The organism is Pseudomonas sp. JS425 (assembly GCF_018223845.1).
Classification (GTDB): Bacteria; Pseudomonadota; Gammaproteobacteria; order Pseudomonadales; family Pseudomonadaceae; genus Aquipseudomonas; species Aquipseudomonas asiatica.
This window is the reverse complement of sequence record NZ_CP073661.1, coordinates 1235223-1254483: the sequence shown is the minus strand read 5'-3', so window position 1 is coordinate 1254483 and position 19261 is coordinate 1235223. Positions and strand designations below refer to the sequence as shown.

The 19261-nt window shown below is 62.9% G+C and carries 15 protein-coding genes; 10 read left to right on the top strand and 5 right to left on the bottom strand.

From position 1 onward, the window contains the following. Window positions 1-2: 2 nt before the first annotated feature. The gene (locus tag KDB76_RS05745) at window positions 3-2060 is read right to left on the bottom strand and encodes a carbon starvation CstA family protein (RefSeq protein ID WP_024086352.1); all 2058 of its coding nucleotides are present in this window, start codon (window positions 2058-2060) and stop codon (window positions 3-5) included. A 472-nt stretch (window positions 2061-2532) separates the two neighbouring features. On the opposite strand from KDB76_RS05745, the gene gcvH reads away from it, so the two are divergent. From gcvH to KDB76_RS05715, 6 genes are all read left to right on the top strand, one after another. Further along, complete coding sequence (gene gcvH, locus KDB76_RS05740) at window positions 2533-2916, top strand: glycine cleavage system protein GcvH (protein WP_024086351.1); 384 nt, start codon at window positions 2533-2535, stop codon at window positions 2914-2916. Window positions 2917-2927: 11 nt separating this feature from the next. Further along, window positions 2928-5783, top strand: a complete 2856-nt coding sequence (gcvP, locus tag KDB76_RS05735; RefSeq protein ID WP_024086350.1) for an aminomethyl-transferring glycine dehydrogenase — start codon at window positions 2928-2930, stop codon at window positions 5781-5783. 152 nt (window positions 5784-5935) lie between these two features. Further along, window positions 5936-7312: an L-serine ammonia-lyase gene (locus tag KDB76_RS05730; protein ID WP_024086349.1), complete on the top strand. Its 1377-nt coding sequence runs from the start codon at window positions 5936-5938 to the stop codon at window positions 7310-7312. Window positions 7313-7339: 27 nt separating this feature from the next. Continuing rightward, window positions 7340-8461, top strand: a complete 1122-nt coding sequence (gcvT, locus tag KDB76_RS05725; protein ID WP_024086348.1) for a glycine cleavage system aminomethyltransferase GcvT — start codon at window positions 7340-7342, stop codon at window positions 8459-8461. A 356-nt stretch (window positions 8462-8817) separates the two neighbouring features. After that, the gene (locus tag KDB76_RS05720) at window positions 8818-9030 is read left to right on the top strand and encodes a cold-shock protein (protein ID WP_003257941.1); all 213 of its coding nucleotides are present in this window, start codon (window positions 8818-8820) and stop codon (window positions 9028-9030) included. Between the two features lie 91 nt (window positions 9031-9121). After that, on the top strand, window positions 9122-9610 hold the full coding sequence (locus KDB76_RS05715) for an RDD family protein (protein WP_015269077.1): 489 nt from the start codon (window positions 9122-9124) through the stop codon (window positions 9608-9610). Between the two features lie 207 nt (window positions 9611-9817). On the opposite strand, the gene KDB76_RS05710 is transcribed toward KDB76_RS05715, so the two are convergent. The 4 genes from KDB76_RS05710 to KDB76_RS05695 all read right to left on the bottom strand — a co-directional run bounded on the left by KDB76_RS05710 (window position 9818) and on the right by KDB76_RS05695 (window position 13708). Next, entirely contained in the window at window positions 9818-11128 is a 1311-nt protein-coding gene (locus KDB76_RS05710) for an IS4 family transposase (protein WP_212632243.1), read from the bottom strand. A gap of 123 nt (window positions 11129-11251) precedes the next feature. Beyond that, window positions 11252-12313, bottom strand: a complete 1062-nt coding sequence (lptG, locus tag KDB76_RS05705; protein WP_015269076.1) for an LPS export ABC transporter permease LptG — start codon at window positions 12311-12313, stop codon at window positions 11252-11254. Then, window positions 12306-13421 (bottom strand): LPS export ABC transporter permease LptF, encoded by a 1116-nt coding sequence (gene lptF / locus KDB76_RS05700; protein WP_212632242.1) that lies wholly within the window; start codon window positions 13419-13421, stop codon window positions 12306-12308. The genes lptG and lptF overlap by 8 nt, the downstream gene beginning before the upstream one ends. Next, a complete protein-coding gene (locus KDB76_RS05695; RefSeq protein WP_003257935.1) occupies window positions 13418-13708 on the bottom strand; it encodes a hypothetical protein in 291 nt (96 codons plus the stop codon). Before KDB76_RS05695 ends, lptF begins: the two co-directional genes overlap by 4 nt. Window positions 13709-13722: 14 nt before the next feature. On the opposite strand from KDB76_RS05695, the gene KDB76_RS05690 reads away from it, so the two are divergent. The 4 genes from KDB76_RS05690 to KDB76_RS05675 all read left to right on the top strand — a co-directional run bounded on the left by KDB76_RS05690 (window position 13723) and on the right by KDB76_RS05675 (window position 19128). After that, the gene (locus KDB76_RS05690; protein WP_003257933.1) at window positions 13723-15216 is read left to right on the top strand and encodes a leucyl aminopeptidase; all 1494 of its coding nucleotides are present in this window, start codon (window positions 13723-13725) and stop codon (window positions 15214-15216) included. Window positions 15217-15265: 49 nt separating this feature from the next. Continuing rightward, window positions 15266-15697, top strand: coding sequence for a DNA polymerase III subunit chi (locus tag KDB76_RS05685; RefSeq protein ID WP_003257931.1), 432 nt, complete (start codon window positions 15266-15268; stop codon window positions 15695-15697). Between the two features lie 5 nt (window positions 15698-15702). After that, window positions 15703-16068 carry a hypothetical protein gene (locus KDB76_RS05680; protein WP_024086347.1) on the top strand — a complete coding sequence of 122 codons (366 nt, stop codon included), beginning with the start codon at window positions 15703-15705 and terminating at the stop codon, window positions 16066-16068. A 213-nt stretch (window positions 16069-16281) separates the two neighbouring features. Continuing rightward, window positions 16282-19128 (top strand): valine--tRNA ligase, encoded by a 2847-nt coding sequence (locus KDB76_RS05675; RefSeq protein ID WP_013971095.1) that lies wholly within the window; start codon window positions 16282-16284, stop codon window positions 19126-19128. The last annotated feature ends 133 nt before the right edge of the window (window positions 19129-19261 follow it).

Below are 19261 nucleotides of genomic sequence, written 5' to 3'. Positions count from 1 at the left end.
CCTCAGACGTCCGGCTGTGGCTGGAACGGTGATTCCTTGTCGGTGCGCTCGGGCATGACCCAGGCACGGCGCCCCACCTTCACGGCAAAGCAAAGAATGCTAAGGACCACCAACAGGAACAATGCTGTCAGCGTCGCGTTGGTATAGGCATTGAACACAACGTGCTGCATTTGCATCAGATCCTTCGCAGGCGCCAGCACCTGGCCTGCAGCGGCAGCATCACTGTACTTCTTGGCAAGCGCCAGGAAGCCCATCGAGGGGTCCTTGTCCAGCAGCTTGATAAGACCGGCCGTAGTGGTGCAGATCAGCAGCCAGACGGCTGGAATCAAGGTAACCCAGACGTATCGCTGACGCTTCATGCGAATAAGCACCACACAGCCGAGCATGAGCGCGATCCCGGCCAGCATCTGGTTGGAGATGCCGAACAGCGGCCACAGGGTGTTGATGCCACCCAGCGGGTCGATCACCCCTTGGTACAGCAGCCAGCCCCACATGGCCACGCAACCTGCGGTAGCGATCAGGTTCGCCGTCCAGGAGTCGGTCTTCTTCAGTGCCGGCACGAAATTGCCGAGCAGATCCTGCAGCATGAAGCGCCCTGCACGGGTGCCGGCATCGACGGCGGTGAGGATGAACAGTGCCTCGAAGAGAATTGCAAAGTGGTACCAGAACGCCATGGTGTTCTCGCCTGGCAGCGCCTGGTGGAGGATCTGGGCAATCCCCACGGCCAAGGTCGGCGCTCCGCCGGCGCGAGCCAGGATGGTGTGCTCGCCAATGTCGGTGGCAGTCTGTTGCAGGATTTCCGGTGTTATGGTGAAACCCCAGCTGCTCACGGTAGCCGCCACGGTCGCGACATCGCCACCCACCACAGCGGCCGGGCTGTTCATGGCGAAGTAGATCCCAGGTTCGATGACCGATGCCGCGACAATGGCCATGATCGCGACGAAGGACTCCATCAGCATCGCGCCGTAGCCGATGTAACGGGCATGACGTTCATTGGCCAACAGCTTGGGTGTGGTACCCGAACTGATCAACGCGTGGAAGCCAGACACCGCGCCGCATGCCACGGTGATGAACAGGAAGGGGAACAGGGCGCCCTTCCAGACCGGGCCCGTACCATCGATGAAGTGGGTAACGGCTGGCATTTTCAGGTCGGGGGCGATGACCAGGATGCCGATTGCCAGGGCGACGATGGTCCCGATCTTGAGGAAGGTCGAAAGGTAGTCCCGTGGCGCCAGGATCAGCCAGACGGGCAGTACCGCGGCAACGAAGCCATAGCCGATGAGCATCCAGGTAATCTGCAACCCGGTGAAGGTGAACGCAGGCCCCCAGACTGGGTCGGCGGCGACCAGTCCACCGCACCAGATGGACGCCAGCAGCAGGACCACGCCGATCACAGAGATCTCACCGATACGCCCTGGGCGCAGGTAGCGCATGTAGACGCCCATGAACACTGCAATCGGCAACGTGGCCATTACCGTGAACATGCCCCAGGGGCTCTCCGCCAGCGCCTTGACCACGATCAGAGACAACACCGCGAGGATGATGATCATGATCAGGAAGGCACCGAACAAGGCAATGGTACCGGGAATGGAACCCATTTCTTCGCGTACCAGTTCGCCCAGGGAGCGACCATTGCGACGGGTGGAGATGAACAGCACCATGAAGTCCTGGACAGCGCCCGCCAGGACCACACCGGCGATCAGCCAGAGTGTTCCGGGCAGGTAGCCCATTTGCGCGGCAAGCACCGGGCCAACCAGAGGGCCCGCGCCGGCAATGGCAGCAAAGTGGTGCCCGAAGAGAATGTGCTTGTTGGTCGGTACGTAGTCCAGGCCGTCGTTGTTGAGTACGGCGGGCGTGGCGCGTGTGGCGTCCAGTTGCATTACCTTGTTGGCGATGAACAGGCTGTAGTAACGGTAGGCAATGAGATAGATGGCGACTGCTGCAGTCACGATCCAGAGGGCGTTGATGGCTTCGCCTCTGCGTAGTGCAAGGGTGCCCAGCGCGAACGCACCAAGCAAGGCAACGGCAAACCAGGCAATTCGGGTAGCCAGTGTGGTCATCGAATTTTCTCCTGTCGCGGGTGGTAAACCTGCGACGGCTTTTGTTGTTGTATGTGTCCGGATAAGGACGGCGACACTTTCGCCATGCCGGGTCCACAAGAAAATTCGCAGTACTACGGGCGCGATCTACGTAGAACTACGTAGAACGGGCATCGCAAGAAGGGCCGCCTGAAGAACTGACGGCTGAAACTCGCGCCCTGCAGGAGGATTGTATTGATTTCAGTACATCGTATTGAAATCAATACACACCCATACAGATTCGGCAGTGCAAGGGTTTGATCCCCAAACCCTTTTCCATCCCCCTGCCGCTGTAGCGTTTTCATTCCAAAAGAATGACAAACTGAATACGAAAAATAATTAACATATTGATTTATAACGATTTTTAACGATTGGCCGCATTTTTGCTAAGGGAATCCCAACCCCAAGAGCGCGGAGCCACTGCGCCTAACGCCCTGCTTCCCGAGGATTCCCCATGAGCGAGTTGCGTTTCACTGAAGATCACGAATGGCTGCGCGTCGAAGCCGATGGCAGCATTACCGTGGGCATCACCGCCTACGCCCAGAATGCCCTTGGCGATGTGGTTTTCGTGCAACTGCCAGAGTTGCAGCAGTATGAGAAAGGCAGCGAAGCGTCCACCGTCGAGTCGGTCAAGGCCGCCAGCGGTGTGTACATGCCCCTGACCGGCGAAGTGGTCCAGATCAACGACCAGCTCGAAGACAGGCCGGAACTGGTCAACGAAGACCCGATGGGCGAAGGCTGGTTCTTCCGCTTCATTCCCGCCGACGCCAGCGCCGTGGCCGCCCTGCTCGACCAGGACGCCTACGACCGCCTGATCAAAGCCAACGACGACGCCTGAGGAACCCCGCCATGACCATCAACCTCGGCACCGCCAACGAATTCATCGCCCGCCACATCGGCCCGCGCGCCGCTGACGAGCAAGCCATGCTGGCCGCCCTCGGCTTCGACTCGCTGGAAGCCATGACCGCCGCGGTCATTCCCGACAGCATCAAAGGCACCAGCGTGCTCGGCTCACACAACGGCCAGAGCGAAGCCGACGCGCTTGCCGCGCTCAAGGCCATCGCCGGCAAGAACCAGCTGTTCAAGAGCTACATCGGCCAGGGCTACTACAACACCCACACTCCGGCACCGATCCTGCGCAACCTGCTGGAAAACCCGGCCTGGTACACCGCCTATACCCCGTACCAGCCAGAAATTTCCCAGGGCCGCCTGGAAGCGCTGCTGAACTTCCAGACCCTGATCAGCGACCTGACCGGCCTGCCGATCGCCAACGCCTCCCTGCTCGACGAAGCCACCGCTGCGGCCGAGGCCATGACCTTCTGCAAGCGCCTGTCGAAGAACAAGGCCAGCCACGCCTTCTTCGCCTCCGTGCACTGCCACCCGCAAACCCTCGACGTGCTGCGCACCCGTGCCGAGCCGCTGGGCATCGAGATCGTGGTCGGCGACGAGCGCGAGCTGGGCGATGTCAGCGCTTTCTTCGGCGCCCTGCTGCAGTACCCGGCCAGCAACGGTGAAGTGTTCGACTACCGCGAAGTGGTCGAGCGCCTCCACGCCGCCAACGCCCTGGTCGCCGTTGCTGCCGACCTGCTGGCCCTGACCCTGCTGACCCCGCCGGGCGAGTTTGGCGCCGACGTGGCCATCGGCAGCGCCCAGCGCTTCGGTGTGCCGCTGGGCTTTGGTGGCCCGCACGCGGCCTACTTCTCCACCCGTGACGCATTCAAGCGCGACATGCCAGGCCGCCTGGTCGGCGTGTCGATCGACCGCTTCGGCAAGACCGCCCTGCGCCTGGCCATGCAGACCCGCGAACAGCACATCCGCCGCGAAAAGGCCACCAGCAACATCTGCACCGCCCAGGTGCTGCTGGCCAACATCGCCAGCATGTTCGCCGTGTACCACGGCCCGGCCGGCCTCAAGCGCATCGCCGAACGTACCCATGCCCTGACCGCGATCCTGGCCGCCGGCCTGAAGACGCTGGGCGTGCAGGTAGTGGGCGCCAGCGCCTTCGACACCCTGACCCTGGCCACCGGCAGCGCCACTGCCAGCCTCCATGACAAGGCCCGCGCCCAGGGCATCAACCTGCGCCAGATCGACGCCACCCACGTGGGCCTGTCGCTGGACGAAACCACTAGCCAGGCCGATGTCGAGACCCTGTGGCAACTGATCGGTGGCGACCAGGCCCAGCCGGACTTCAACGCGCTGGCCGCCAGCACCGGCTCGCTGCTGCCTGCCGCCTTGCTGCGCCAGTCGGCCATCCTCTCGCACCCGGTATTCAACCGCTACCACAGCGAAACCGAGCTGATGCGCTACCTGCGCCGCCTTGCCGACAAGGACCTGGCGCTGGACCGCAGCATGATCCCGCTGGGCTCGTGCACCATGAAGCTGAACGCCGCCAGCGAAATGATCCCGGTCACCTGGGCCGAGTTCGGCAACCTGCACCCGTTCGCCCCGGCCGAGCAGAGCCAGGGCTACCTGCAGATGACCACCGAGCTGGAAGCCATGCTCTGCGCCGCCACCGGCTACGACGCCGTGTCGCTGCAGCCCAACGCCGGTTCCCAGGGCGAGTACGCAGGCCTGCTGGCCATCCGCGCCTACCACCGCAGCCGTGGCGAAGGCCACCGCGACATCTGCCTGATCCCGTCGTCGGCCCACGGCACCAACCCGGCAACCGCGCACATGGCCGGCATGCGCGTGGTGGTCACCGCCTGTGATGCCCGCGGCAACGTCGATGTCGAGGACCTGCGCGCCAAGGCGATCGAGCACCGCGAGCGCCTGGCCGCGATCATGATCACCTACCCGTCGACCCACGGCGTGTTCGAGGAAGCGATCGGCGAAATCTGCGCGATCATTCACGACAACGGTGGCCAGGTGTACATCGACGGCGCCAACATGAACGCCATGGTCGGCCTGTGCGCCCCGGGCAAGTTCGGCGGCGACGTTTCCCACCTGAACCTGCACAAGACCTTCTGCATCCCGCACGGCGGTGGCGGCCCGGGCGTCGGCCCGATCGGCGTCAAGTCGCACCTGGCGCCGTTCCTGCCCGGCCACGCGCAGCTGGAAAACACCGAGGGCGCGGTTTGTGCCGCGCCGTTCGGCAGCGCCAGCATCCTGCCGATCACCTGGATGTACATCCGCATGATGGGCGGTGCCGGCCTCAAGCGTGCCTCGCAGATGGCAATCCTCAACGCCAACTACATCGCCCGTCGCCTGGAAGAGCACTATCCTGTTCTGTATACCGGCGGCAATGGCCTGGTGGCCCACGAGTGCATCCTCGACCTGCGCCCGCTGAAGGACACCAGCGGTATCAGCGTCGACGACGTGGCCAAGCGCCTGATCGACTTTGGCTTCCACGCCCCGACCATGTCCTTCCCGGTGGCGGGCACGCTGATGATCGAACCGACCGAAAGCGAGTCCAAGGAAGAACTGGACCGCTTCTGCGACGCGATGATCCAGATCCGCGAAGAAATTCGCGCGGTCGAGAACGGTAGCCTGGACAAGGACGACAACCCGCTGAAGAACGCCCCGCACACTGCGGCCGAGCTGGTTGGCGAATGGGCCCATGGCTACAGCCGCGAGCAGGCGGTGTACCCGCTGCCAAGCCTGGTGGAAGGCAAGTACTGGCCGCCGGTCGGCCGGGTCGACAACGTGTTCGGCGACCGCAACCTGGTGTGCGCCTGCCCGTCGATCGAGAGTTATCAGGACGCCTGATAGCCCTCGGGCCCACCACCTGACTCAAGGTGTGGTCCGCTGTGGGAGCGGGCGTGCCCGCGAATGCGATGTTGGCTTCAACCACGCATTCGCGGGCACGCCCGTTCCCACAGAGTTCACCGTTTGCCCAATATCCTGGCTGGAGGTCCACCATGTCTTTGAGCGTCTTCGACCTGTTCAAGATCGGCATCGGCCCCTCCAGCTCGCACACGGTCGGCCCGATGCGCGCCGCCGCGCGCTTCGCCGAAGGGCTGCGTCGTGATGGCCTGCTTGCCGGCACGGTCAGCGTCAAGGCCGAACTGTATGGCTCGCTCGGCGCCACCGGCAAGGGCCACGGCAGCGACAAGGCCGTGCTGCTGGGCCTTGAAGGCGAACACCCCGACGTCATCGACACCGACACCATCCCTGCCCGCCTGCAGGCCATCCGCGACAGCGGTCGGCTGAACCTGCTCGGCGAGCACAGCATCGCGTTCATCGAAAAGCAGCACCTGGCGATGATCCGCAAGCCGCTGGACTATCACCCCAACGGCATGATCTTCCGCGCCTTCGACGAGGCCGGCCTGCAAATCCGCAGCCGCGAGTACTACTCGGTGGGCGGCGGTTTCGTGGTCGACCAGGACGCTGCCGGCCACGACCGCATCGTCGAGGACAGCACACCGCTGACCTACCCGTTCAAGACCGCCAAGGAGCTGCTCGGTCATTGCACCGGGCAAAACCTGTCGATCAGCCAGGTAATGCTGGCCAACGAGGCGGCTTGGCGCCCCGAGGCGGAAACCCGTGCCGGGCTGTTGCGCATCTGGCAGGTGATGCAGGACTGTGTCGAAGCCGGTTGCCAGCATGAAGGCATCCTGCCGGGCGGGCTCAAGGTCAAGCGCCGGGCACCGGCGTTGTACCGCCAGCTGAGCCGCAACCCTGAAGCCAGCCTGCGCGATGCCCTGTCGGTGCTCGACTGGGTCAACCTCTATGCACTGGCAGTGAACGAGGAGAACGCCTACGGCGGGCGCGTGGTCACCGCGCCGACCAACGGCGCGGCGGGCATTGTCCCGGCGGTGCTGCATTACTACATGCGCTTCGTACCGGGAGCCAACGAGGACGGGGTGGTGCGGTTTCTGCTCACCGCCGCGGCCATCGGCATCCTGTACAAGGAAAACGCCTCCATCTCCGGTGCCGAAGTAGGCTGCCAGGGCGAGGTCGGCGTGGCCTGTTCGATGGCCGCCGGGGCGCTGTGCGAGGTGATGGGTGGCAGCGTGCAACAGGTGGAAAACGCTGCCGAAATCGGCATGGAACACAACCTGGGCCTGACCTGCGACCCGATTGGCGGGCTGGTCCAGGTGCCTTGCATCGAGCGCAACGCCATGGGCTCGGTGAAGGCGATCAACGCGGTGCGCATGGCCTTGCGCGGCGACGGGCAGCACTACGTGTCGCTCGACAAGGTCATCCGCACCATGCGCCAGACCGGCGCCGACATGAAAAGCAAATACAAAGAGACCGCCCGTGGCGGCCTGGCCGTCAACATCATCGAATGTTGACCCGACAACAACAGCAAGGAGTCACCGATGTCCGAAACACTGCTCAAGACCCCACTGCACGCCCTGCACCTGGAACTGGGTGCGCGCATGGTGCCGTTCGCCGGCTATGACATGCCGGTGCAGTACCCGTTGGGCGTGCTCAAGGAACACCTGCACACACGCGAGCAGGCCGGCCTGTTCGATGTCTCGCACATGGGCCAGATCACCCTGCGCGGCAGCGATGCCGCCAAGGCCCTGGAAAGCCTGGTGCCGGTGGATATCATCGACCTGCCGGTGGGCATGCAGCGCTATGCCATGTTCACCAATGAGCAAGGCGGCATCCTCGATGACTTGATGGTTGCCAACCTGGGCGACGACACGCTGTTCCTTGTGGTCAACGCCGCCTGCAAGGATCAGGACCTGGCCCACCTGCAAGCGCACATCGGCAGCCGTTGCGAGGTACAGCCACTGTTCGAGCAGCGCGCCCTGCTGGCCTTGCAAGGCCCGGCGGCAGTCAAGGTGCTGGAACGCCTGGCCCCGGAAGTGGCCGGCATGACCTTCATGCAGTTCCGCCCGGTGAAACTGCTGGGTGAAGACTGCTTCGTCAGCCGCTCAGGCTACACCGGCGAAGACGGCTACGAAATTTCGGTACCGGCGCATGCCGCCGAAGCCCTGGCCCGCCGCCTGCTGGCAGAGCCCGAAGTGCAACCGATCGGTCTGGGTGCGCGTGACTCGCTGCGCCTGGAAGCCGGCCTGTGCCTGTATGGCCACGACATGAATACCGAAACCACGCCGGTGGAAGCCAGCCTGCTGTGGGCTATTTCCAAGGTTCGCCGTGCCGATGGCGCGCGTGCCGCCGGCTTCCCGGGTGCCGAAGCCATCTTCGCCCATCAGCGAGATGGTGTGGCGCGCAAACGTGTGGGCCTGTTGCCGCAGGAGCGTACCCCAGTACGTGAAGGCGCGGATATTGTCGATGCAAACGATAAACCTGTAGGCAAAGTGTGCAGCGGCGGCTTTGGCCCGACACTCGGTGCTCCTGTAGCAATGGGTTATATCGATAGTGAACATACCGCTATCGACACCCCACTGTTTGCCGTGGTGCGTGGCAAGAAGGTTGCCTTGAAGGTCAGCAAAATGCCTTTTGTGGCACAACGTTACTACCGGGGCTGAAGCCGTTTTGTGAAGGTTACGGGCAGGTTCGACATATTCGTTTTCGAACCTGTCCAATAACTTTTGAACATGGCGCCAGGCCAGGCGCCATGCCGTTTCCGACAAATCGGTCGGTTATCGGCAAACGGCCGATTTTCCATACGACCAAGGGCTTGTTTTTCGCTCGGGAGTTGGCGTAGAGTCACTGCACTGTGTTTGCATGGGTCGCAACAGTTCGTGACCTGGGCCAGTAGCCGCAATCTGCTACAACCCGTTCGACGTCTCTTACTTTCCTGCAACCCAGCCCAGTAATCTTTTGCTTCCTTTATTGCAAAAGAAACTGTCATCAAAATTCAAGCTTCATAGGAAATAAGACAATGGCTGAGCGTCAGAACGGTACCGTCAAGTGGTTCAATGACGAAAAAGGTTACGGCTTCATCACCCCAGAAAGCGGTCCGGATCTGTTCGTGCACTTCCGCGCTATCGAAGGTAACGGCTTCAAGAGCCTGAAAGAAGGCCAGAAGGTCACCTTCGAAGCAGTCCAGGGCCAGAAAGGCATGCAGGCTGACAAAGTTCAGGTCGCCGGCTAAGCCGAACCCGACTTCGAGAAAAGCCCCTGCCAAGTGCAGGGGCTTTTTTTTGCCCGTAGAATAGCGGCTTCGTCTTCTGGAGCCGTTTTGCATGTCCAAGCCTCTGCTCACACCCCAGGGTGATTTTCCTCCGGTCGGCCTGGGCCGGCGCCTGGCGGCAATGTTCTACGACTTCCTGCTGTGCACGGCGTTGCTGATCGTGACCGCAGGTGCCTACAAGATGATCCAGATGGCGATCATCGGCGAAGCCCGCATGCGCGAGCTGACCGAGGCTGGCGCTCTGGACGGCGACCCGCTGCTGTCGACGGTGCTGCTGTTCGTCCTTTTCGGTTTCTTTGCCAAGTTCTGGACCCATGGCGGGCAGACCCTGGGCATGCAGGTGTGGGGCGTGCGGGTACAGAACGCCGATGGCACGGCCATCAGCCTGTGGCAGGCGCTGCTGCGCTTCGTGGTGTCGATTGCCTCGTGGCTGTGCCTGGGGCTGGGTTTTTTCTGGGCGTTGATCGACAAGCGCCAGAGGGGCTGGCATGACATCTATTCGGAAAGCCAGCTGGTGCGGGTGCCTAAGCAGAAGAGATAAGTACAAGCTTCAGGGCAACCAATGTACCTGTAGGAGCAGCCTTGTGCTGCGAAGAGGCCATCACTGGCAACGAGAGTGTTTTGCCAGACCGGCCCTTTCGCAGCACAAGGCTGCTCCTACAAGTTCGCCGCAAGCCTACAGCTATTGGTCAAGCAGCAAAAAGCCGACCCCGAGGTTAATGCCAGTCAGTTAAGCTGACTGGCATTTTCATTTTCGGGTCGGATATTTTGCAGGGCGCTGCTTCACCACTCTGGGGAACCATCGATCGGGTCGCCGATGGGGTAGGACATACTGAGCCGCTGACGCCTGCAGATCTGCCAAAAAACCTGGCAAGTTGCCGGGATGGTTTAATGACGTGCCATGCAGCAAGCCCAGAATCGCCCAGCTACAAGCGGTAAAGCTCATCTCGCATGGGTACACGCCTGGGCACTGTCTCGACATCTGCACCATCTGATAACGCAATAGGTTGTAGCCCAACAGCACGCCCCACAGCTCTTGCGCAATCATCTCCGGCGTCTTGCTTCTCAGGGTGTATTCGCCCCCCAGAAGTCCTTGTTTGATCTCCCGATAACCCAGCTCGTTTTCCCAGCGCTGACTGTAAAGATCAACGATCTCATCGCCAGGGAAGCGCTGCGCATCGGTCATTGAGGTCAAGACACTCACAACCTTTCCTTTGATTGTTTTGCTCAGCAGTCGTGCCCGCATTTCCAGCGGCAAGCCTGGCCATTGCTTGCGGGCCTGGGGCGATGTGCGCAGGACGACCACGGCATCGTTGCGTCCTAGCGTGTGTTCCACCTCGTACTGAGTGCCCTTTTTCACAGGGATCAGCCAGTGTCGATGCTCACCTTGTGACTGCCAGTGGTGCAGCAAGCCCAACGAATAGAAACCTTTATCGAACAGGGTCAGCGAGTGGTTCGGCGTGGTCGCGATCAGCTGCTCTGCCAGCTTCATTTCACTACTGTGGTAGCTCTCGAAAGTGCTGTTTATCAGTAAGTGGCTGGTCAGCTCCATCTGGCAGACCATCCTAACCTGAGGAAAACCGCCATCCCCATGCTGATTGGTAGCGCCCCCGTAAAACGCACGGTTTTCAGCTGTGTCAGGCGTACTCCAGACAACACCGTCCACACCAAGCAGCGTCAAGCCCAACCAGTGCGGGTGCTTGGTTTCTTCGTGCCACCGCTGCTGAGTGAGCGTGAAAACTTCACGTACAGCTTCACTGCCCAGTCGCTGCCGCCCTTGTACAACAGCACTGGGGGCCACCAGAGGCCTCTTGCCCGGCAGCATGATGTCCATGTGGTTTACGACATCCCAAGCCGACATACGGCGGAACAGCGCCATGCCGATGATGCACCACACCAGGCTCTCAAGCGGGAGGCGTCGCTTGCGAATGGTCGCGACACCTGCCGTCTCAAAAGCTTGTTGCACAAGATCAGGATCGAGCAACGCCCCCAGCCCCTCGAGGGCATGTGGCCGCGATGCCATTTCGTGAGTGAGGGAGAGGGCTTGTGACAGGCGCATAAAAAATCCGATGCTCGTTTCCAAGCATCGGATTTTGCGGCCTACGGGCTAAAGCTCAAAGCGTCAGTCTTAACTGACTGGCATTAACCCCCGAGGTCGGCTTTTTTTGTACAGCTCAGGCCATCAACCTGCCCGACGCAACAACCACACTCCGGCCAATGCACAGATGCCTGCCGGGATCACCACCGCCAGCAGCGGCGGGAAGCCGAACACCTGGCTCGAAGGCCCCAACAGGTCCTGGGCGATGCGGAACACGAAGCCCACCAGTACACCGGTGAACACGCGCTGGCCAAGGGTTACCGAACGCAGCGGGCCGAAGATGAAGGAAATGGCCATCAGCACCAGCGCCGCGGTCACCATCGGCTGCAATACCTTGGTCCAGAACGCCAGCCAGTAACGGGCATTGTTCAGGCCCTGGTCGGACAGGTAGTGGATGTAGTCCCACAGCCCGGTGATGGACAGCGACTCCGGCGCGAGGATCACAGTATTGAGCAGTTGCGGCGTGAGCGAAACGTCCCAGCGTTCCTGCGGCGCGGTCACCACTTCGGTGTGGTCGCCACGGAAGAAGGTGGTGCGCACGTCGCTGAGCATCCAGTGGTCGTCCTGGTACTGTGCACGGCGGGCGAAGCTCGAGGTGACAATCTTGCGCTCGCTGTCGAAGCGGTAACGGGTCACACCCAGCAGCAGGCCGTTAGGCTGCACGGCGTTGATGTGCACGTACTCCTCGCCCTGGCGGTGCCACATGCCGCGCTTGGAGCTTTGCGCCTCACCACCGCCCTGGGCCAGGGAACGGTCGGCCTGGGCCTTGTTCTCGGTCACCGGCGCCACGTACTCGCCGATCAGCAGACCGACCAGCATCAGTACCAGCATCGGCTTCATCACTGCCCAGACGATGCGCCCGATGGAAACCCCTGCAGCACGCATGATGGTCAGTTCGCTGCTGCTGGCCAGGCTGCCCAGGCCGATCAGGCAGCCGATCAAGGCGGCCATCGGCAGCATTTCGTACAGCCGCCGCGGTGCGGTCAGCAGGACGAAGTTGCCCGCCTCCATCACCGTGTAGGTGTCACTCAGGTCGCTCATCTCGTCGATGAAGGCAAACAGCGAAGCCAGGCCGAGGATGATCCCCAGCACGGCGAGGATGGCCAGCAGCACGCTCTGGCCGATGTAGCGGTCGAGCTTACCCATGGGCCACCTCCGCACGACGGGCGGCGCGCTTGAGGCGCAGCGGCTCCCAGTACATCAGGCCCAGGCCGATCAGCAGGAACAGGCCGTGGACCCACCACATGCCCAGGGCGATCGGCAGTTTGCCCTTCTCGAGGGCGCCGCGTACGGAAATCAGCATTGTCAGGTAGGCCATGTACAGAAGAATTGCCGGCAGCAGCTTGAGGAAGCGGCCCTGGCGCGGGTTGACCCGGGACAGCGGCACCGCCAGCATGGTGACGATGAACACCAGGATCGGCAGCGACAGCCGCCATTGCAGCTCGGCGCGCTCACGCAGCCCCTTCTTGCCGATCAGCTCGGAAGTGGGGATGGCTTCGCGATCGGTCACTTCCTCGGCGACTTCCGGCTTGGGCAGCAGCACTCCGTAGGTGTCGTACTTGATTGCACGGTAATCCGCCTGGCCCGAGTTGCCGTCGTAACGGTAGCCGTTTTCCAGCACCAGGTAGCGGTTGCCGTCGGCCTGGATTTCCTGGTGGCCTTTTTCGGCAACCAGCACCGACGGGGCGCGGTCCTTGGTCTTGTCCTGGTTGAAGCGCTTCTCGGAAATGAACACCCCGGCCAGGTTGATGCGGTCGTCCGACAGCTCTTCGGTGTAAGTCACCCGCGAGCCGTCGCGCAGGGTCTGGAAGCGGCCCGGCACCAGGGTGTCGAACTCGGTCAGGGCATCCTGCTGGGCGATGATCTGCTGCACCTGGGCCACGCCCAGCGGTGCCAGGCTCAGGCTAAGCCAGGCCACCAGCAGGGCGACCAGGGCGGCCGGCGCCATGGTCAGGCCCAGCAGGCGCTGCTGGCTCATGCCGGTGGCCGACAGCACGGTCATCTCGCTTTCCAGGTACAGGCGCCCGTACGCCAGGAGAATGCCGAGGAACAGCCCCAAAGGCAGGATCAGCTGCAGGAAGCCCGGCAGACGGAAGCCCATGATCAGGAACAGCACGCTCGGGTCGAGCACACCCTGGGCAGCCTGGGCCAGGTACTTGATGAAGCGCCCGCTCATGATGATCACCAGCAGCACGGCGCTGACGGCGCTCAAGGTCACCAGGACCTCGCGGGACAGATAACGAAAGACGATCAAACCAGACACTCCTGGGTTGTCAGGGCGGACTGCCAATCAATGGCGCCAGACAATGACTTAGTACAGCCAAGACCAATGCCGGTTCGCCAAAGGCGAACCTCCATGTAAAGTGCGCGCATTATCCTGTGATTGACCGCCCCTGTCACTTCGCCGCGCATGAAGGCGCATAACGGGGTTGTCAGCACGCTTGCCGCAGGCTCAAACTGGCAGCTTTTCCGCTGGCGCGCGACGACGCGGCCAGGCCCGTCCAGAGCGCTGGAATACACAGCGCCGACTGTATCGATCATTCGGGGATCCTGACATGGAACTGGTTGTAAAAAGCGTAGCTGCTGCATCCGTAAAAACCGCCACCCTGGTCCTCCCGGTAGGTGAAAACCGCAAGCTCGGCGCCGTGGCCAAGGCCGTCGACCAGGCCAGCGAAGGCGCCATCAGTGCCGTGCTCAAACGTGGCGACCTGGCCGGCAAGCCGGGCCAGACCCTGCTCCTGCAGAACCTCGCGGGCCTGAAGGCCGAGCGCGTGCTGCTGGTGGGCAGCGGCAAGGACGAAGCCCTGGGCGACCGCGCCTGGCGCAAACTGGTCGCCAGCGTCGCCGGCGTGCTCAAGGGCCTGAACGGCGCTGACGCAGTGCTGGCCCTGGACGACATCGCGGTCAGCAACCGTGATGCCCACTATGGCAAGTACCGCCTGCTGGCCGAAACCCTGCTCGACGGCGAATACGTGTTCGATCGCTTCAAGAGCCAGAAGGCCGAGCCGCGCGCCCTGAAGAAGGTCACCCTGCTGACCGACAAGGCCGGCCAGGCCGAGGTCGAACGTGCCGTCAAGCATGCCAGTGCCATCGCCACCGGCATGGCCTTCACGCGCGACCTGGGCAACCTGCCGCCCAACCTGTGCCACCCAAGCTTCCTGGCCGAACAGGCCAAGGACCTGGGCAAGGCGCACAAGGCGCTGAAAGTCGAAGTGCTGGACGAGAAGAAGATCAAGGACCTCGGCATGGGCGCGTTCTACGCCGTCGGCCAGGGCAGCGACCAGCCGCCACGCCTGATCGTGCTCAACTACCAGGGCGGCAAGAAGGCGGACAAGCCGTTCGTGCTGGTGGGCAAGGGCATTACCTTCGACACCGGCGGCATCAGCCTGAAGCCTGGCGCCGGCATGGACGAAATGAAGTACGACATGTGCGGTGCCGCCAGCGTGCTCGGCACCCTGCGTGCGGTGCTCGAGCTGCAGCTGCCGGTCAACCTGGTGTGCCTGCTGGCCTGCGCCGAGAACATGCCGAGCGGCGGCGCCACCCGGCCGGGTGACATCGTCACCACCATGAGCGGGCAGACCGTGGAAATCCTCAACACCGACGCCGAAGGCCGCCTGGTGCTGTGCGACACCCTGACCTACGCCGAGCGCTTCAAGCCGCAGGCAGTCATCGACATCGCTACCCTGACCGGTGCCTGCATCGTCGCCCTGGGCAGCCACACCACTGGCCTGATGGGCAACAACGACGACCTGGTCGGCCAGTTGCTCGACGCCGGCAAGCGCGCCGACGACCGTGCCTGGCAGCTGCCGCTGTTCGATGAGTACCAGGAGCAGCTGGACAGCCCGTTCGCCGACATGGGCAACATCGGCGGGCCGAAGGCCGGCACCATCACCGCCGGCTGCTTCCTGTCGCGCTTTGCCAAGGCCTACGACTGGGCGCACATGGACATCGCCGGCACTGCCTGGGTCAGCGGCGGCAAGGACAAGGGCGCCACTGGCCGCCCTGTACCCCTGCTGACCCAGTACCTGCTGGACCGCGCCGGCGCCTGACGCCATTGAGCCGGTGGCGCTGCGCGCGCCACCGGCCGGCGATACCACCATGAGCAAAGTCGATTTCTACATCCTGCCCACCGACTCGCTGTCGGCGCGGCTCGATTTCGCCTGCAAGCTATGCGAAAAGGCCTGGCGCCTCGGCCACCGGGTCTACCTGCATTGCCAGGACGCCGAGCAGCGCAACGAGCTGGACCAACGCCTGTGGCGCTTCAAGGGCGAGGCCTTCGTGCCCCACGACCTCGCGGAGGTGCATGCCGATGCCAGCGTGGCATTGGGCCTGGCCGCCGACAGTGCGGGCGACCACCACGACCTGTTGATCAACCTGGGCGCCGGCGTACCGGCCTTCGTCGGCCAGTTCGAGCGGGTGGCCGAAATCGTCGTTGAAGAGCCTGGCATCCGCCAATCGGCCCGTGAACGATTCCGTTTCTACCGTGAACAGGGCTATGCTCTGCAAGACCACCGCTTACAGCGACTTTGACGACGATGGACAAGCCCTCCCCCCTGCCCGATTCCGCCCATCTGCTCGATGACCTCGAGTCGATACGCCAGCTGCTTGGCGACGCCGACCTGCAACCACCGCTGCTGACCGAGACGGTGGAGCAGATCCCGTTGCTGCTGGAAGAAGCGCCCGGCAATCATGTGCCTACGGCCGAACCAATAGCTGCCGAACCCGAAGATGACCCGCAGACTCGTCGCCAGGACACCCTGCTGCATCTGGAAAGCGAACTGCGTGCGGCGGCGCAGATGATCATGCAGGACGTGATCAACGACTTTACCCCGCACATCGAGAACGAGATCAAGCGCCGGCTGGATGCGCGGATCGAGCGGTTGATCAAGCGTTCCGAGTAGATATACCGAACATCCGGGTCGCCTGCTTCGCGGGCACGCCCGCTCCCACAGGGTCCCCACAGACCGCAAGACCTATGGTGCACCTGTAGGAGCGGGCGTGCCCGCGAAGCAGGCGCCACTGTTCCGACAGTTGTCAGCAGCTTGTCGCCTGCGGCCCCCAGCTTGGTTATACTTCCCGGCTTTCCCGAATAAATGCACAGGGTCCCGCCGCGCATGGATAAGACCTACCAGCCGCACGCCATCGAAACTTCCTGGTACAACACCTGGGAGTCCGAGAACTATTTCGCCCCACAAGGTGCAGGCGAGTCCTACACCATCATGATCCCGCCGCCGAACGTGACCGGCAGCCTGCACATGGGCCACGGGTTCAACAACGCGATCATGGACGCCCTGATCCGTTTCCGCCGCATGCAAGGCCGCGACACCCTGTGGCAGCCAGGCACCGACCACGCCGGTATCGCCACCCAGATGCTGGTCGAGCGCCAGCTAGAGGCCAAGGGCCAGAACCGTCATGACCTGGGCCGCGAAAAGTTCCTGGAAAAGGTCTGGGAATGGAAGGACCAGTCCGGCGGCAACATCAGCCGTCAGATCCGCCGTCTGGGCTCGTCGGTCGACTGGAGCCGCGAGCGTTTCACCATGGACGACGGCCTGTCCGAAGCGGTCAAGGAAGCCTTCGTGCGCCTGCATGAAGACGGCCTGATCTACCGCGGCAAGCGCCTGGTCAACTGGGACACCAAGCTGCACACGGCCATCTCCGACCTCGAAGTGGAGAACCACGACGAGAAGGGCCACCTGTGGAACCTGCGCTACCCACTGGCCGATGGCGCCAAGACCGCCGAAGGCAAGGACTACCTGGTCGTCGCCACCACCCGTCCGGAAACCCTGCTGGGTGACGCGGCCGTGGCAGTCAACCCGAACGACGAGCGCTACCAGGCACTGATCGGCAAGTTCGTCGAACTGCCGCTGGTCGGCCGCCGCATCCCGATCATCGCCGACGACTACTGCGACCCCGAGTTCGGTACCGGCTGCGTGAAGATCACCCCGGCCCACGACTTCAACGACTATGAAGTCGGCAAACGCCACAACCTGCCGCTGCTGAACATCTTCGACAAGAATGCCTTCGTGCTGGCCAGCGCGCAGGCCTTCAACCTCGACGGCAGCGTCAACGAGCAGGTGGACACCCGCCTGCCGGCCCAGTACGCCAACCTCGACCGCTTCGTCGCACGCAAGCAGATCGTCGCCGACCTGGATGCCCAGGGCCTGCTGGTGAGCATCGACGACCACGCGCTGAAAGTGCCGAAGGGCGACCGTTCGGGCACCGTCATCGAGCCGTGGCTGACCGACCAGTGGTACGTTTCCACCAAGCCGCTGGCAGAACCTGCCATCGCCGCAGTGGAAGATGGCCGCATCCAGTTCGTGCCCAAGCAGTACGAGAACATGTACTTCTCCTGGATGCGTGACATCCAGGACTGGTGCATCAGCCGCCAGCTGTGGTGGGGCCACCGCATCCCGGCATGGTACGACGAGGCCGGCCAGGTCTATGTCGGCCGCAACGAGGAAGAAGTGCGCGCCAAGCACAACCTGGGCGCCGACGTGGTCCTGCGCCAGGACGACGACGTACTCGACACCTGGTTCAGTTCGGGCCTGTGGACCTTCTCTACCCTGGGCTGGCCGGAACAGACCGAGTTCCTCAAGAAGTTCCACTCCACCGACGTGCTGGTAACCGGCTTCGACATCATCTTCTTCTGGGTTGCGCGCATGATCATGCTGACCATGCACCTGATCAAGAACGAGGATGGCACCCCGCAGGTACCTTTCAAGACCGTGTACGTGCACGGCCTGGTACGTGACGGCCAGGGCCAGAAGATGTCCAAGTCCAAGGGCAACGTGCTGGACCCGCTGGACATCGTCGACGGCATCACCCTCGACGCCCTGCTGGAAAAACGCACCAGCGGCATGATGCAGCCCAAGCTTGCCGAGAAAATCGCCAAGCAGACCAAGGCCGAGTTCCCCGAAGGTATCGCCAGCTACGGCACCGACGCCCTGCGCTTCACCTTCTGCTCGTTGGCCTCCACCGGCCGCGACATCAAGTTCGACATGGGCCGCGTCGAAGGCTACCGCAACTTCTGCAACAAGATCTGGAACGCCGCCCGCTACGTGCTGGACAAGGGCGAAGACTGCGGCCAGAACGGCGAGGCCTACGAGCTGTCGCTGGCCGACCGCTGGATCATCTCGCAGCTGCAGCGTACCGAAGCCGAAGTGACCCGCCAGCTGGAGCAGTTCCGCTTCGACCTGGCCAGCCAGGCGCTGTACGAGTTCATCTGGAACCAGTATTGCGACTGGTACCTGGAGCTGTCCAAGCCGGTGCTGTGGGACGAGAACGCCCCGGTCGAGCGCGCCCGTGGCACCCGCCGCACCCTGGTGCGCGTGCTGGAAGTGGCGCTGCGCCTGGCGCACCCGTTCATGCCGTTCATCACCGAAGAAATCTGGCAGCGCATCGCGCCGCTGGCCGGCATCGAAGGCAAGACCATCATGCTGCAGCCATGGCCGGTGGCCAATGAAAGCCGCATCGATGCTGCCGCCGAAGGCGACATCGAGTGGCTCAAGGAGCTGATGGTCGGCCTGCGCAACATCCGCGCCGAAATGAACATCGGCCCGGGCAAGCCGCTGCCGCTGTTCCTTAAGAACGCCAACGCCGACGACCAGCGTCGACTGCAGGAAAACGAAGCCCTGCTGAAGAAGCTGGCCAAGGTCGAATCGTTCACCGTACTGGGCGATGCCGACGAAGCGCCGCTGTCGGCCACCGCCCTGGTCGGTGACCTGCAAGTGCTGGTGCCAATGGCCGGCCTGATCGACAAGGATGCCGAGCTGGCGCGCCTGAACAAGGAAATCCAGCGCCTGCAGGGTGAAGTGGCACGCGTGGGTGGCAAGCTGTCCAACGCCGCCTTCGTCGACAAGGCACCACCTGCCGTGATCGAGAAGGAACGCGCCAAGCTGGCCGAGTCCGAACAGGCCCTGGCCAACTTCACCGAGCAGCATGCGCGGATTGCAGCGCTTTAATCACTAGAGAAAAGCTGGGGCCGCTTTGCGGCCCTTTCGCGACACAAGGCCGCTCCTACAGGGACGGCGCCGGTCTGAAGGGCGCCGCTATCCTGTAGGAGCGGCCTTGTGTCGCGAAAGGGCTGCAAAGCAG